The sequence below is a fragment of the Microbacterium sp. Leaf203 genome, from assembly GCF_001421275.1.
In the GTDB taxonomy this organism is placed as follows: Bacteria; Actinomycetota; Actinomycetes; order Actinomycetales; family Microbacteriaceae; genus Microbacterium; species Microbacterium testaceum_A.
In genome coordinates this window covers 1,074,912-1,089,628 of sequence record NZ_LMKF01000022.1, presented here as the reverse complement: position 1 = coordinate 1,089,628, position 14,717 = coordinate 1,074,912, and the positions used below count along the sequence as shown (strand labels likewise).

General features: G+C 70.2%; 15 protein-coding genes. 8 read left to right on the top strand and 7 right to left on the bottom strand.

Annotation, left to right across the window (positions count from 1 at the left end; translation table 11 throughout):
* Positions 1 to 70 precede the first annotated feature (70 nt).
* The 4 genes from ASE56_RS06280 to ASE56_RS06260 all read left to right on the top strand — a co-directional run bounded on the left by ASE56_RS06280 (position 71) and on the right by ASE56_RS06260 (position 4,522).
* The gene (locus ASE56_RS06280; RefSeq protein WP_056228309.1) at positions 71 to 1,396 is read left to right on the top strand and encodes a UDP-glucose/GDP-mannose dehydrogenase family protein; all 1,326 of its coding nucleotides are present in this window, start codon (positions 71 to 73) and stop codon (positions 1,394 to 1,396) included.
* A 208-nt stretch (positions 1,397 to 1,604) separates the two neighbouring features.
* The gene (locus ASE56_RS06275; protein ID WP_056226389.1) at positions 1,605 to 1,829 is read left to right on the top strand and encodes a hypothetical protein; all 225 of its coding nucleotides are present in this window, start codon (positions 1,605 to 1,607) and stop codon (positions 1,827 to 1,829) included.
* Between the two features lie 29 nt (positions 1,830 to 1,858).
* Positions 1,859 to 2,266, top strand: coding sequence for a hypothetical protein (locus ASE56_RS06270; RefSeq protein WP_056226387.1), 408 nt, complete (start codon positions 1,859 to 1,861; stop codon positions 2,264 to 2,266).
* Positions 2,267 to 2,518: 252 nt separating this feature from the next.
* Positions 2,519 to 4,522, top strand: a complete 2,004-nt coding sequence (locus tag ASE56_RS06260; RefSeq protein ID WP_056226380.1) for an AarF/ABC1/UbiB kinase family protein — start codon at positions 2,519 to 2,521, stop codon at positions 4,520 to 4,522.
* Between the two features lie 71 nt (positions 4,523 to 4,593).
* Here the strand turns inward: ASE56_RS06260 and ASE56_RS06255 are convergent, their stop codons facing one another.
* Positions 4,594 to 4,797, bottom strand: a complete 204-nt coding sequence (locus tag ASE56_RS06255) for a hypothetical protein (protein ID WP_056226377.1) — start codon at positions 4,795 to 4,797, stop codon at positions 4,594 to 4,596.
* A gap of 241 nt (positions 4,798 to 5,038) precedes the next feature.
* Entirely contained in the window at positions 5,039 to 5,314 is a 276-nt protein-coding gene (locus ASE56_RS06250; protein WP_056226374.1) for a helix-turn-helix domain-containing protein, read from the bottom strand.
* Between the two features lie 672 nt (positions 5,315 to 5,986).
* Here ASE56_RS06250 and ASE56_RS06245 point away from each other — a divergent pair.
* Complete coding sequence (locus ASE56_RS06245; RefSeq protein WP_162234492.1) at positions 5,987 to 8,437, top strand: LuxR C-terminal-related transcriptional regulator; 2,451 nt, start codon at positions 5,987 to 5,989, stop codon at positions 8,435 to 8,437.
* A 201-nt stretch (positions 8,438 to 8,638) separates the two neighbouring features.
* Here ASE56_RS06245 and ASE56_RS06240 read toward each other — a convergent pair whose 3' ends face one another.
* The 3 genes from ASE56_RS06240 to ASE56_RS06225 all read right to left on the bottom strand — a co-directional run bounded on the left by ASE56_RS06240 (position 8,639) and on the right by ASE56_RS06225 (position 10,584).
* Entirely contained in the window at positions 8,639 to 9,331 is a 693-nt protein-coding gene (locus ASE56_RS06240) for a DUF998 domain-containing protein (protein WP_056226368.1), read from the bottom strand.
* Between the two features lie 570 nt (positions 9,332 to 9,901).
* A complete protein-coding gene (locus ASE56_RS06230; protein WP_056226363.1) occupies positions 9,902 to 10,210 on the bottom strand; it encodes a hypothetical protein in 309 nt (102 codons plus the stop codon).
* The gene (locus ASE56_RS06225) at positions 10,207 to 10,584 is read right to left on the bottom strand and encodes a hypothetical protein (protein ID WP_056226360.1); all 378 of its coding nucleotides are present in this window, start codon (positions 10,582 to 10,584) and stop codon (positions 10,207 to 10,209) included. Before ASE56_RS06225 ends, ASE56_RS06230 begins: the two co-directional genes overlap by 4 nt.
* Before the next feature lie 80 nt (positions 10,585 to 10,664).
* On the opposite strand from ASE56_RS06225, the gene ASE56_RS06220 reads away from it, so the two are divergent.
* A complete protein-coding gene (locus ASE56_RS06220; RefSeq protein ID WP_081349853.1) occupies positions 10,665 to 11,258 on the top strand; it encodes a MarR family winged helix-turn-helix transcriptional regulator in 594 nt (197 codons plus the stop codon).
* Between the two features lie 81 nt (positions 11,259 to 11,339).
* Positions 11,340 to 13,193 carry a DUF2207 domain-containing protein gene (locus tag ASE56_RS06215; protein WP_056226357.1) on the top strand — a complete coding sequence of 618 codons (1,854 nt, stop codon included), beginning with the start codon at positions 11,340 to 11,342 and terminating at the stop codon, positions 13,191 to 13,193.
* 9 nt (positions 13,194 to 13,202) lie between these two features.
* Here the strand turns inward: ASE56_RS06215 and ASE56_RS06210 are convergent, their stop codons facing one another.
* Positions 13,203 to 13,907, bottom strand: coding sequence for a triacylglycerol lipase (locus ASE56_RS06210; RefSeq protein ID WP_056226354.1), 705 nt, complete (start codon positions 13,905 to 13,907; stop codon positions 13,203 to 13,205).
* Positions 13,908 to 14,018: 111 nt separating this feature from the next.
* Between ASE56_RS06210 and ASE56_RS06205 the strand changes: the two genes are divergently transcribed.
* On the top strand, positions 14,019 to 14,261 hold the full coding sequence (locus tag ASE56_RS06205; protein ID WP_056226351.1) for a hypothetical protein: 243 nt from the start codon (positions 14,019 to 14,021) through the stop codon (positions 14,259 to 14,261).
* Positions 14,262 to 14,471: 210 nt separating this feature from the next.
* Here the strand turns inward: ASE56_RS06205 and ASE56_RS06200 are convergent, their stop codons facing one another.
* Positions 14,472 to 14,660, bottom strand: a complete 189-nt coding sequence (locus tag ASE56_RS06200) for a hypothetical protein (RefSeq protein WP_056226347.1) — start codon at positions 14,658 to 14,660, stop codon at positions 14,472 to 14,474.
* Between the last annotated feature and the right edge of the window lie 57 nt (positions 14,661 to 14,717).

Here is a 14,717-nt window from a genome sequence, read left to right as displayed (position 1 = left end):
CCACCACCCCGTTCCGGTTTCCGGACCGTCGCCGTCGGTTCTCGCCGCGGATATCTGAAAGGCTTTGATCGTGCGTCTGTCTGTCGTGGGTTGCGGATATTTGGGAGCTGTTCACGCGGCGGCGATGGCCTCCATCGGCCACGACGTGGTGGGCATCGACGTCGACGAGCGCAAGATCGCGACGCTCTCGCGGGGAGAAGCACCGTTCTTCGAGCCCGGCCTGCAGCAGATCCTCACCGAGGGGATCGCCTCGGGACGGCTCTCGTTCACGACGGACATGTCGGCGGCTCGAGGTGCCGCGGTGCATTTCATCGGCGTCGGTACACCCCAACAGGCGGGCGGCCACGCTGCGGATCTGACTTACGTGGATGCGGCCGTCGACGCGCTGCTCCCCTTCCTCGCCCCCGGCGACGTCGTCGCGGGCAAGTCGACCGTTCCGGTCGGCACCGCCGCCCGTCTGGCACCCCGGGTGTCCGAGCGCGGCGCGGTGCTCGTCTGGAACCCGGAGTTCCTGCGCGAGGGCTGGGCGGTGCAGGACACCATCGACCCCGATCGGCTCGTCGCCGGCGTTCCTTCGATCGACGGCTCTCCGACGGCGGAGGGTGAGCGCACCGCACAGATTCTGCGCGAGGTCTACCACCCCTCGATCACGAAGGGAACGCCCTTCATCGTGACCGACTACGCCACGGCCGAGCTGGTCAAGGTCGCGGCGAACGCCTTCCTCGCCACCAAGATCAGCTTCATCAACGCGATGGCCGAGATCGCCGAGGTGACGGGGGCCGATGTGACCACGCTCGCCGATGCCATCGGCCACGACGCCCGCATCGGGCGCCGCTTCCTCGGAGCCGGCATCGGGTTCGGCGGAGGGTGCCTCCCCAAGGACATCCGGGCCTTCTCCGCCCGGGCCGAAGAACTGGGCCGCGGCGAGTCCGTCGCCTTCCTCCGCGAGATCGACGCCATCAACCTCCGCCGCCGGGACCGCGCCGTCGAGCTCGCGACGACCGCTCTCGGCGGAAGCGTCTTTGGAGCGAAGATCGCCGTACTGGGAGCGGCCTTCAAGCCGCACAGCGACGACATCCGCGACTCTCCCGCGCTCGATGTGGCCGTTCGGCTGCACGGGCTGGGGGCCCAGGTCACCCTGACCGATCCCGCGGCGATCGAGAACGCGCGACGGGTGCACCCGCAGCTCACCTACGACACCGACCTGGACGCCACCCTCCGCGACGCGGACGCGGTCATCGTCGTGACGGAGTGGGACGAGTACCGACGCGAGCTGAGCCCGGAGCACGCCGCCTCGCTCGCGCGAGGTCGCGTCGTGATCGACGGACGCAACTGCCTCGACCCGGCGGCGTGGCGCGATGCCGGCTGGACCTATCACGGCATGGGGCGCCCCTGACCCGGACACGGTCCGCCTGAACGTGAACGCGTCTGCTCCGAAGGGCGTCGCGCCCCGCGCGCGCGATGACAGACGTCGGCGCCGTCGACCTTTCCTCCACGGCGCGTGACGAATCAGCCGCTCGCCACGTCTCCTTGGTGACGGATCTCGCGCCGAGGGCCCCCTCCCGGCGGAGTGCATCGAGATCCTCGACGACAAGGAGGATGCCATGCGCAACAAGCTCATCGTGATCGGCGCCGTCGCCCTGATCGCCTACGCGGTCGGCACCCGGACCCCGCGCGTCCAGGTGAAGAACCGGGAGTCCGTCGGCCACCAGATCGTCCGACTGTGGAACGACCCGCGCGCCCGCAAGCGTCGCCACAAGGCGGCGAAGAAGGCTGCCGCGGCTGCGGAGAAGCGCGCGAAGAAGACGTTTCACGACCTCCGGAAGTGATCCGCCCGTCCCTCGAACGGAGGCTCCCCATGTTTCGTTCCTCCTCGAGCGGGACCCTGCTGCAATCGCGGCGCAGCGTCATCGCGGGAGCAGTCGGGGCCGGCGCCGTCGCGATCATCGCGCTGGCGCTGTACCTGCCACTCGTCGGCTTTCTCGGCGGGGCGACGGCGAGCACAGCCGGTATCGTGCCCTTCCCCGCCCTCAGCGTCCTCGCGGTCACCGTCGTCGGTGCCGTCGTGATCGCGGGGCTTCTCGCCCTCGCGATCACGCGGCACCGGGCACCCGCCGCATGGACGCTGGCGGTCATAAGCGTTCTCGTGGCGCTGGCCGTGACGGCCTTCCCGCTCGTCGCCGTCGTGCTCGGATCGGCCCAGCGCGTCGGCGAGATCGGACCCGTCGTCGCGATCCTGTGGGAGCAGGTGTCGGGGATCTTCTGAGCAGCGGCCTGTGGATAACACAGGTGCCCGCACATGCGCATGTCAAAATACCTCATGTCCATCTTGGCCTCCGGCGACCGACCCGTGTTTCAGGATGACGGCGACGACGAGATCGCGGGCTTCGCCCCCGCCTGCGCGTCCTGCGGGGGCGTGACCGAACCCGTCCAGCGAGGCTCTGCAGCCTGGTGGGCCTGCCACCGCTGCGGGCTCGCCCGGATCGCCTGAGCCTCGCCCGGCTACGCTGACCACGTGATGGCCAGCCTCCTCATCTCGATCACCGCCGTCGTCTCGGCGCTCCTCGTCGGTTTCGTCGCGCGTCGCGTCCTCGGCACGGCGGTGGGCTGGCCGCGCAGTATCGTCGTGGGTCTGCTGGTCTTCCTCCTGGGAGTGCCCTCGGCCGGATGGACGCTGCGACAGACCGGGTTCCCCGATTCCTCGGCATCCATTCCCGCGGAGGACGGCTGGATCTGGGCGGGCCTGATCGCGCTCTCGCTGGCATGGGTCTTCGCCCTCGGCGTCGCCGCCCTCGTGGCGAGCGAGGCGATCTTCCCGACGCGCCCCCTCCCGAATCCGATCGACGTCGTGCGGGCAGCGCTCCGCCAGCGCAAACGGACCCGGCGATACCTGGAGATCCTCGCGATCGCCTCTCGGCACGGGGTCGGGTGGCTCTTCCACGGCGGCCGCGCGCGCGTCGAGGAGCAACTGAGCACCTCGGAGGAACGGGCGCGAGCCATCGTGGCGACGATCAACGATGCCGGGGTGAGTTTCGTCAAGCTCGGCCAGGTGCTCTCGACCCGTCGTGACCTCGTTCCCGAGCCGTATCTGAGCGCCCTCGCCTCCCTGCAGACGAGCGCGACGACGCTTCCCTGGGAAACGGTGCGCGCGGTCATCGAGAGCGACCTCGGCCAGTCGATCGATGCGGTCTACGCCGAGGTCGACCCGGTCCCCCTCGCCGCCGCCTCCGTCGCACAGGTACACCGCGCGCGGCTGCTCGACGGCACCCACGTCGTCATCAAGGTCCAGCGGCCCGCCGCGCGGGCGCAGGTGGAGGCGGATGCCGACATCATCGGCCGCCTCGCGCACCGGGCCGAGGCGCGCACACGCGTCGGACGCGATCTCCGCATCGAATCGGTCGCCCGCGGCTTCACCACCACCCTCCTCGAAGAACTCGACTACCGCATCGAGGCCCGCAACACGCAGATGATCGGTTCGACCCTCGAACTGATCGATCGCGCCGAACCCGGACGCCGCGGGCTCGTGAGCGTTCCGCGCATCTTCTCCGACGCGTCCGGCCAACGCGTGCTCACGATGGGTCTCGTCGACGGAACGGCCTTGAGCGACGCGGCGCCGCTGATCGCCGACCTCGATCCGTCGCAGCGCGATCGCCTCGCCGAGACGCTCATGGCGACCGTCCTCGAGCAGATCCTCGTGTACGGGGTCTTCCACGCGGACCTCCATCCCGGCAACGTGCTGCTGAAGAGGGACGGGACCCTGGGGCTCATCGACTTCGGCGCCGTCGGCGTCATCGAGCGCAGTCGACGTCAGCACATGACGGCTTTCCTCCTCGCCGCCCTCAGCGAGAACGACGTCGCGGCGACGGACGCCCTGCTCCTCATCGTCGATGTCCCCGACGACGCCGACCTCGACGCCTTCCGACACGACGTGGGAGTGGTCCTCACCACCGAGCACCTGCGCACCAGCGGGCACGGATCGATCTTCACGCGGATGGTCGACGTGATCCGCCAGCACCACATCGCTCTGCCCGGCGAACTCGCCTCGGCCTTCCGGAGCTTCGCCACGCTCGAGGGGTGCCTGCGCGTCATCGTCGACGACTTCGACATGGTCGGTCGAGCGCTCCCACTCATGCCGAGCCTCCTTCGTCGGACGGTGTCGGTCAAGCGCATGGCCACCGACCTCCAGGCGCAAACGGTCATCGCCCTCGCTCGCCTCGAGCAGATCCCCCGTCGCCTCGACGCCCTGCTCACCGGTGTCGAGAAGGGATCCATCGGGATCACGTTGCGCAGCGCCGACGGCGAGGACGTCAGCGGCATCCTCGGCCGGGCGACGGGTGAGATCGCCACCACGCTCGTCTCGATCGCCGCCGTGGTCCTCGCCGTCGTCCTGGTGATCGCGGGGGGCGGGCCGGTCCTCGGCGGGTCCATCACCCTGTTCGCCGTCCTGGGCGCCGTCGTCGGCCTGTTCGGCTTCCTCGGCCTCTTGCGCATCGTGCGCAGGACGTTCGGCCGCCGCGGCTGACTCGTCGCGGACCGACGAACGGTCCCGTCGACGCCTCCGCCGTCGGCGCGCTGTCCTTCCTGCGCAGGAGATCAGTGGGACTCGGGTTCGGGAGCGAGGAGGGCGACGAGTTCCCCCTCCTCCTGAAGACCGATCGCGAGTTCGCGGACCGCGCTGACCGGGAGGGAAACGGACGCCCCGATCCCGGTCTCCACGATCACCCACGTCTCGGCATCGGTGGTCCGTCGCAGCAGACCGATCTCCACCTCCGCGAGGAGGCCGGGGCCGAACCCCATCGCGTCTCGCACCCTCGCGCTGACTCCGACGCCTGCGCTGCGGTGATCTTCGTCGTCGGGATGAGCGGTCGAGCCGTGCTCTGTGACGCACCAGCGGAAGGCACACCTTCGGGCACCGGAGGTCCGTTTGGCGCGAGACTGCCGAGTCATGCATGACACCTTTCCGTCGGGGTCGCCGCGGGCGGCGAACCGAACACTGGTGGGCACGAACGCATTACATCGCGAACCTCCGACACCGCCGTCACCGTCCGGGCGGGAGCCCCTTCGGCGGGGTGGGGATCAGGTCGGGCAAAGCGATCCCGAGGACATCCGACAGGGCCACCAAGGTGCGCAGACGCGGGTTCGCGGCGGTCCCGGGATTGGACTCCCCCTTCTCGAGCTTCCGATAGGTGAAGGTCGCGAGCCCCGCTTCGTGGGCGACCTGCTCCTGAGACATCTGCTTCTCGGCGCGGGCGCGGAGCATGCGCACGCCCAACTCGCGGGCGAACTCTGTCCAGGGGTCGGGCGCGTCGTTCATGAGACCAGCTTGATCGGAAGTCAACGCTCACATGAACATGCATACATGCCCGGCCGGTGGGCGCGACCCCCATGGTGGGGGTCGAGGCGGGCGGAGGACGGGCGGCCGGAGGTGGAACGCGCCAGGCAGTCTTCGTGTCGTCACCCGACCGCCCGTGCCCCGCGCAGAGAGCGAAGCCCCCGGAATGGAGCCCGAGCCGGTCATTCCCGCGTACCCGCCCCCGCGCGGCGCACCAGCCCAGGGGCGCCGGCGCCGGGGCGGCACCACGCCCCCGCGCCCGCCCACTCCCCTGATCAGAGCGCCGGGAGGCCACCGTGCATCGGACGCGGATCGCGAGAGACGGCGAATATTTCACCCGCGGCATCACCCGGACGACCGACGACGGCTCACCCAACGCCCCCTCTTCCGAGCACGGCGAGGCGACGCCGCTCTTGACGCGAGAACGGCGAGCGACCAGGCGAAGGACGTACCGGCCCGAGAGGGTGATGCGGAGGGGGTGAATCGGGGATGACGCGGGGGATGAAACCTGCGAGATTCGTCCGACCATCGTGCGCAAAACCCGCAGGATCTTCTCGACGGGGTGGGAGTTCACCGCGTCGACCGCAGCCCCACCTCAGAAGGGCGGCAGTCCTTTCGCTCCTGGAGGTCCCGATGTTGATCGGTGTAGATGACATGGTGATCGGCGTTCGAGCCGCCCGCCGCACGAGCCGGTTCTGGGCACCGCGTCCACAGGCGCTGGGCCGTCTCGAAGCGGCATTGCGCACCGATGTCGTCCTGCTCCGTGGACCGACCGGCGTGGGGAAGACCGCGCTGCTGCGCCAATTCGCCGACGCTCTTGCCTCGGACACCGAGCATGGCGTACAGCTCATCGACGGCGCCCTCACCTCGCCGGAATCCCTTCCGCATATCGCGGAGGCATTCGCAGACGGGCCCGCCTCCCATGTTCTCCTCGTGGACGATCACGTCGAAGGACGCGGGGTTTCGACCCACCATCTGCTCGATCTGCTGCGCGCCGACCGCAACCTTCGAATCGTCGTCGCCACCCGTCAGCCGACGGGTTTCGAGAATCCCCTCGTCGCACTGGAATTCGATGTGCAGGCGCTCCCCTCAGGAGACCTGCTGATGACCCGGGAAGAGGTCGCATCGGTCCTCGCCGTGAACGGGGTCGAGTCGACCGATACCGCCACCGACGAGCTCGCCGCACTCACGCACGGGTGGCCCGCCCTCGTCCAGCTGGCCAGCACTCGGCTCCGCCTGGAGGGCCTCCCCCTCCACACGCGCGGCGAAGCCGCCACGGCGGCCGCCTACGCGAGCGCCGCGCTCACCCGCGACATGGAGGCGCGATTGGGCGCACCGGTCACGGACGATCTCCGCCTCCTCGCTCTCGCCCCCTACGTCACCGAGCCCCTCGCCCGCGCCCTCGGCGTCGAGTCGCAGAATGGGGCCACCCCCGATCTTCTCGATCGGCTCCAGAGCGCGGGTGTGGTCTGGCCCGGCACGACGCGCGCGCTGTTGGCCGAGCCGATTCGCGAGCGGTGGTTCCAGGAGATCGCCGCGAAGCAGCCTTCCCGGGTGTCCGCAGCCCGGCTCCGGCTGCTCGAGCATCTCGTGTCGAACGGCGAGTCCCTGCTGGCGACCCGGCTCGCCGCGGACGCGCGACAGTGGACGACCCTGGCCGGGATCCTGCGCAGGTCGGGGTCCGAGGTCTGGGCGCGCAGCGCCGACGGCTTTTCGAGCGCCCTCGCGCGGCTCCGATCGAGCGCGTCCTCAGCTCCGGTGGTCGTCGAGGCACTGCTCTCCCTCGACCCCGAGACCGCTGTGTCAGCAGAGACACCCTCGCTCGTGGCCTCCGCTCTCAACCGCCTGTCCGACGTCTCGAGCGTCACAGCGGGCCGCCCCGACGCCCTGATCATCCGTGTGAGTCTTCTTCGCGCCGCGGGGCGATTCGCACTCGCCTCCGAAGCGTCGGACATGCTTGCCGACGCCCTCGGCCGCGCGCGAGATCTCAAGCTCGAGACGAAGGCCGAGGGGTGGTATCAGGTCGCGATGACCTTCCTCGCCATGGGGCAGCTGCGCGCGGCGAGCGAGTGCATGTCACGGGCCGAGCAGACGGCGCTACCTGCGCAGCGGCTGCGGGCGCGCGGCGCCCTCGCCGTCATTGCTCTGCTCGAAGGTGACGTGCGCACCGCGCGAGCACTCGTCGAGGCGGAGTGCTCGGACACCTGGGTGGCGTCTCCCTGGGGTGAAGGCCTCCGACTGGCGTCCGCGTGGGTCCTCCTCGAGACCGGCGAAGCGGAAGAGGCGCGCCCGCTCTTCGACGCCCTGTCTTCCACCGCCGCGGCTCGCGAACTGTGGCCCTACGCGGCGTCGGCCCACGTGCTGACGCTCCTCGTGTCGGGCGCCGCATCCGACGCGCTCGAAGTGCTGCGCACGTGGACGACAGCAATACGCAGCACACCCCCCTCGCACTTCCAGTCGACGCTTCTCCTGACGACGCGAGCGAAAGTGCTCATCGCGCTCCGGCAAGCACGGGACGCTCTCGCCCTGTTCGAGGGCCCGTTCATGCTCTCCCCCCTCACCGCTCCCGCCATCGCGCTGTCTCAGCTGTACGCCGGGCGAGCGCACGACGCCTTCGTCCTGAGCATCAAGTGGGGCCGCCAGCACGAGCCCTCCCCACGCACGACTCTCGAGAGCCTCGTCGTCAGTATCGTGGCCGAGGTGCGCTTGCGTGGGGCCGCCTCCCGCCGCCCCACCCTGGAGCGCGCCGAAGCGCTGAGTATCCGACACGATCTGTGGAGCCCCTGGAGCGCGTTGGCGCCAGAAGATCGCGCGGTGGTCGCGAAGACGCTGTCGTCCACGTCGCGCGCTCACATCGAAGCGCGCGCGTCTTACTTCGTGTCATCGGCGAGCGTGCCTCAACTCACCACCCGCGAAAAGGTGGTGTTGGACCACCTCACACCGTCGGCGACGATCGCCGTCATCGCCCGCGAGCTCTCCGTTTCCCCGAATACGGTCAAGACGCAGCTGCGGAGTCTTTACCGGAAGCTCGAGGCGTCGGATCGGTCGAGTGCGATCCGAGCGGCCCACGCGTGGGGACTCATCGAGAGCCCCGAGGACGTGTGACGGAGCGGTCGCGCCGATGACGGCGAGCTCGTCCGATCAACAGGCGCGCGACACCGAGAAGGATGATCGCGAGCACGATGCCGGGGAGTGTCAGCGGTACGCCCGCTGACCGGACAACCGCGAGGATGACGGCGAATGCGGCCAGGGGTGCAAGCCACCCCGCGATGCGCCGCAGTCGCCGGAACGCATCTCCTGGGGTACTCACGCGCGCACGCCGAACACATCCGGGTGGCTTCGCCGAATGTCAGAGGCGACCTGCAGGCCCCAGACCCCGAACCACGCGATGGCGAGCGTCGCGGCGGCGAACTCCAGGTTGCCGCCGAGCACCGTGTCACCACGGGAAAGAGCGATCATCGCGCCGGTCAGCGATGTGGCACCGACCGCGACGAGCGTGAAGACGGAGGCCGCGCGCATCCAGGGACGCCGAGGCCTCGCGGCAACCTGTCCCATGGCGACGATCGCCGACAGGAACCCGAGGACGGCGAAGGAGATGTGGATCAGGTCTTGGGGAAGGGCGCCCTCGGTGAAAGGAATGGGGCATCCGGGCGAGCAGGTGACGACGGATGCCACGGCGAAGCACAACCCGCACACGAGCAGCGTCGTGGCGACGGGCCACCCGGCACCGTAACCTTCGCCCCGCCCGGCGAGCGATCTATCGAGCAGGACCGTGGCGATCGCGAGCAGAAGCAGCGCCGTGTTGAACAGGGGCGCGGTGGGCATCGCCGTCGCACCGAGCTGACTCACGTACTGCACACCGGGCTCCCAGAGGCGGCATATCCAGATGAGCGCAGCGCTGACGAAAGCGGCCGAACCGCCGATCGTCGCCGCGAGGGCGGGTGGTGCGCTTCGGAGCCCCTGCGCCCGAGCGAGGGGCCGCTCGGCGGTTTCGGTCATCGGCTCCTCCTGCAACGGGCTCGGCCACCCTATCGCTTCGATCGCGCGCACCCGTCATCGATGGCCGCATCAGCCTCGGCGAAGAGGTGTCCCTCCGTGAACGCCGGCCGATGAGCTCGTTCCGGCGGGGAGAGCCTCGGCCTCACGGAAGAGGTCAGCGTTGCGCGCGGGCCAGCCCCCGTGACGTCGGGAATGGCCCCGACTCGCGTCTGTTCACGCCGCTCCTCCCGGCACTCGTCTAGGCTGGCGTCACGTCCGCATCCGGAGGGGTCCGATGAATTCGCGATCACCACGTCCGATGGGTTTCGCGCTCTGCGTCGTCGCAATGGCCGTTCTGGCCGCCCCGACCCTGGTCTTCCCCGCCGATTCGCCCACCGGGCCCCGACTGATCTTCGGAGCCCTGGGAGGGGTCTGCTTCGCGGTCGCCGTTCTGCTCGTTCGAAAAGAGCCCGCGGCGCGGGGGCCCGTCGACCGGTCAGGCGAGGACGTCACCGAGAACCGGGAACCGGAGGATCCCCCGGGTCGGTGATGCGGACCGTCCCGTGGGTGCGTCCCACGTTGGGGTTTCGGTCATGACTGCGCCCTGAAAAGTCTGGCGATCGTCGCACTGCGGCTGACCTCGCGGAGGAACTGCATCCCGCGGACGGCCGGGTTCTCGCGACGATCCCGGGCGTGGCCGCCCAATGCCGACCGCGCCGCATCGGCGTGGGCGAAGGTGCCGATGTGCCGCCCGTGCGGGTCGAAGGCGAGGAACGTCCCGAGGGAGCGGCGATCGACGTACCCGGCGAAGTCGCCGTCGCGCGTGGCGACAGAGAGGTCGGCGTCCACCCGTGACCAGACGACCGCCCCGTTGGACGCGTGCGGCGCAGAAGGGGTCACGCCGCGCGGACGAGGGAACGCGTCGACTTCGACGCAGAGGCCGACACCCGCGGCGGGACGACTTTCTCCGCGGGCTCCTCGAGGGCGATGTCGAGGCTGAGGCCGCGCGAGGAGTTGGCATCGTTGGCCATGCGCCTGAGAAGGTTCTGGTCGAGCGCCTCCGGCTGCTCCGAGTCGAAGACGAACCGCAGAGGAATGGACGGCTGCAGCCAGATCGTCGATCGTCCCACCGGCTCGTCGGCGCCGTGCACCCACGAGAGCGTGAAGCTCTCACCGCGGCGGAGCTTGGTGGCGACGACCACCTTGACGTGCGCCAACATGCGGTCGTCGATGCGGATCGGCTCGGTCGTCGTGCCGTAGTAGAGCTTCGCCATGATGTACCCCTCTGCTCGTTGCTCACTGATGAACTTACTAGGTAGACTAGCGAATAGGCAAGCGAGATATTAGGAGATCGATGTCCAGCGAGCACGCGGCACCTCCGTCGTACTGGTACAGCGACAGCGTCGAAGACGAGCGCGGGGCGCGCGTCATGGAGGCGATGCGCGCGTACCGTTCAGCGGAGATGGCGATGCGTCGCCGCACTCAGGACTCCATGTCGATGGGCGAGAACGAACTCCTCGTCCTGCGCTTCCTCGCGAGGGCCAGCGGCGCGGGCCGGGACGTCACCCCCATCGACCTCGCCCGCCATCTCGGAGTGTCGACGGCGTCCGTGACGGCCCTGCTCGATCGGCTCGAGCGGTCGGGGCACCTCCGGCGCACGCCGCACCCCTCCGACCGCCGCAAGGTGGTCATCACCGCCACCCCGCACGCCGACGAGGAGATGCGCGAGACCCTCCGGTCGATGCACGCGCGCATGATGCAGGCGACCCGCGGGATGTCCGAGAGCGAGACGGTGGCCGTGACGGCGTTCCTCCAGCGCATGCGATGCGCCGTCGCCGATGCCTGCGAGGTCTCGGGCCGCTCCTGCTGTGCGCTGTTCGCTCCCCCTGTTGCCGCGCCCTCGATCCTTCGGACGGTCGCGGCGGCCACCCCCAGCGCCGCGGCCTGAGCGCTGCGTTCCCTCGACCGCGCACCAGACTCCGCCGCAGGGGGGATCCGCTCGCAACGGGCGGCCGGATAGCGTCTGAGCATGCCGAGCCTCGCCTCTTCGCCTTTCCGGGTCCGCCGCTCGTGGGCGGCCTTCGCCATCGTCGCGTTGGCGTTGCTCATCGCGCTCGCATCGCCTCGTCCCGCTTCGGCCGATACGAGCGACTTCACCTTCGACTCCTTCGACGCGCAGATGACGCTCACTCGGGCGGCCGACGGTCACGCCGAGCTCGCGGTGACCGAAACGCTCGTCGCGCGGTTCCCCGACGAAGACCAGAACCGCGGCATCATCCGGTCGATACCCGATGACTACGACGGGGTGCCCCTGCAGACCCGTGTCGTCTCGGTCGTGGACGCCGCGGGCGCGGCAGTTCCTTTCGAGGTCGAGTCCGACCGCCGCGAGGTGAGGGTGCTCACCGGCGACGACTCCTACGTCCGTGGCGTGCAGACGTACGTGATCTCCTACACGCAGCGCGACACCATCCGCTCCTTCGCGGATACGGACGCCGATGAGTTCTACCGCGACGTGAACGGCACGCAGTGGGAGCAGCCCTTCGGCGCGGTCTCGGTGCGCTTGTCGGTCGACGCGGCGCTCGTCCCCTTCCTGCGAGAGGGGGCGGCCGCCTGCTACGTCGGCTCGGAGGGATCGGACCGTCGGTGCGACATCGCGAGCGGATCCGGCGCCGCCGGCGTCGTGTTCTCGTCGCAGGAGCAGTCGCTCGGCCCCGGCGAGAACCTCACCGTCGCCATCGGGTTCGCCCGCGGGACGTTCATTCCCGGGGAGGTGGTGCGAACACCCCTCGAGCAATTCTCGGTCGACGCGGCCCCCGCGCTGGCCGGCAGCTCGATCGCGGCGGTGGGGATCGGCCTCGCGGGGGTCGGCGTCGCCGCCGCCGCTCGTCGGCGCGGTCGCGATGCGGACGGACGCGGCATCATCGTTCCCGAGTACGGGCCGCCCTCCGGAGTCGACGTGATCGAGGGCGCCGAACTGGTGCACCGGTCGGGTGCCGGCATCCCGGCCGCCCTTCTCGACACTGCCATCGCGGGTCATCTGCGCATCATCGAGACACCGGGGGAACCCGGCTCGCTCGAGCTCGAGTTCGTCGACGACGCGGGGGCGACACCGCTTCGGGCCGCCGTCGTCCACGCCGTCTTCGGCGACGCCCCGGCCGCCGGGCAACGAGTGAAGCCCGGGCCCGCCCGTCAGGATGTCGCCCTCGCTCTGCGGCGGCTGCCGGCCGCGGCCTCGGCGGAGCTCCGCTCGCGCGGCTGGACCGAGAAGCAGAGACCGGGCACCGCGATCCTCGCCGCGGGCAGCGTCGTCCTGGCCTTCGCGATCTCGGTGGCCGCCCTGGTCCTCGCCGCAGCGGGCAGCGCACCGGCCTGGTGGCAGATCGTCGCGATCCCCGCGACGGTGGTTCTCGGCATCCTGACCTTCGTCGTCCTGCGCTATCGGGATCGGATCACGGATGCCGGAGCCCCGGCACGCGATCACCTTCGGGGCCTGCGCGACTACCTGAGCCTCGCCGAAGCGGATCGCCTCCGCGTCCTGCAGAGCCCGGAAGGCGCCGAGAGGACCTCGCTCGACCCGGGTGACCCGACGCAGGTGCTGCACCTGTACGAACGGCTCCTCCCCTGGGCGGTCGTGTGGGGCGTGGAGAAGGAGTGGGCCGAGGCCCTCGACACCCGCGTTCGCGAAGCGGGCGCGGATCTGGGGTGGTACAGCGGCGGCAGCGGGTTCTCGCCCGTAGCCTTCACGGGCATGATGGGGTCGCTGCACACGGCGAGCGCCCCGGCCGTGGCGACGACGAGCGGGTCGGGGAGCTTCTCCGGCGGCTCGTTCGGCGGCGGCTTCTCGGGCGGGGGAATGGGCGGCGGAGGCGGCGGAGGGCGCTGAATCGACCGGTCACTCCGCGGCGCGCAGGACCTCGGCGATCACCCGCGGATCCCCCAGGACGCGGAAGTGCCCGCCGCGCGCCAGGACGATGTTCCTCGCCCCCGCGAGCTCGCTCCCCTCGGGGATGTGGGGGTCGAACGGGCCGAAGATCGAGACGATGCGGGTGTTCACGTCCGCCGAGGCGGCGAGCGCGCGCATCGTCGCGTCACCCGAGGCGAAGGCACGCAGCGAGGGGGTCGGCATGAGCCTGCTGTATCGCGACCCGCCGAACGGGGTGGCGACGGCGACCATCCCCCGCACGCGAGTGCCCGCGGGGCTGAACGCCATGACGTGCTTGCCGATGAGCCCGCCCTTGCTGTGTGCGACGAGCAGCACGTCGTCGAGGCCGCGAGCGATCAACAGCTCTGCCACGCGTCCGGCGGATTCGGCGATCGGCCGACGGTTGCCGCCGAGCTCCGTCACGACGTGCACGGGATGGCCGCGGTCGTGAAGGGCACGCGCGAGCGGCTCCATGAACCGCCACGTCTCGTAGATGCCCGGAAGCAGGACGATCGGGGTCCCCTCCCCCGCGGCGAGCGAATCGGGGGCACCGCGATCCCGTAGAGCGCGCGCCTGCGCCCGCACCGCGTAGACGTAGTCCTGCGCCCACCACCCGGCATCGCGCGCGGCGACGCGCACTCGTTGCGGCAGGGTCGTCACGGCATCCCTCGTCATATCCCCATCGTGTCGCGCTCGGGACGACGTTACGGGCGGGTTGCCGCGCACATCGGCTCGTGCGACACAAGCCCGGGATCGCGGGAAGGGCGCCGACCGTACCGTGTGGCCATGGACATCTCAGACATCCGCTGGAACGAACCCGCCCGCCAGAAGATCCTCGACGACGCCGACGCCGTCCTGCGCGAGGCCGTCGTCGCGATCGCCCGGGACAGCGAGGGCATCTCGTCGGACGAGGCCTTCGCGCAGATCAACGCGCGCATCAAGGATCGCTTCATCGATTACGAGCCCGGCCCCGACATCCGCACCTACGCCGACGCGATCGCCGCGGGCGAGATCCCCACGACATCCTGAACCCCCGAGCGACGAAGGCGGTCCCGCGAGAATCCGTGGGACCGCCTTCGTATCGCCTGAGAGAACGCGACCGGAGTGAGGCACCGGCGTAGCCTGCCGGTACCCGGCCCCGGCATCGCCGGCGCGGATGACGCCACTTTCGGCGTCCCCGACGACTCCCGCCCGTCGAGCCCGTCCCCCACTCGGCTCCGGACGGGAGCCGTCGTCCGCCTAGCGGTCCTCGCCGTATCCGCGAATGCTGCGGAGGTCGTCCTTCAGGTCCTGCTGCGCGGGCTCGTCGTCGTGAACGGCGGCGTCCGCCGCGCGCTGCTGCTGCGCTCCGGCCTTCTTCTCCTCCACGCCGGCGTCGGTGGCGCCGTCCATGACGGGGGCGTCCTGCGTCTCTTCACGATCGGTCATCGTCGTCCTCCTCGGAATTGGTCCTTCCCGGCATCCTGTTGCTTCCGCTCCCACGAG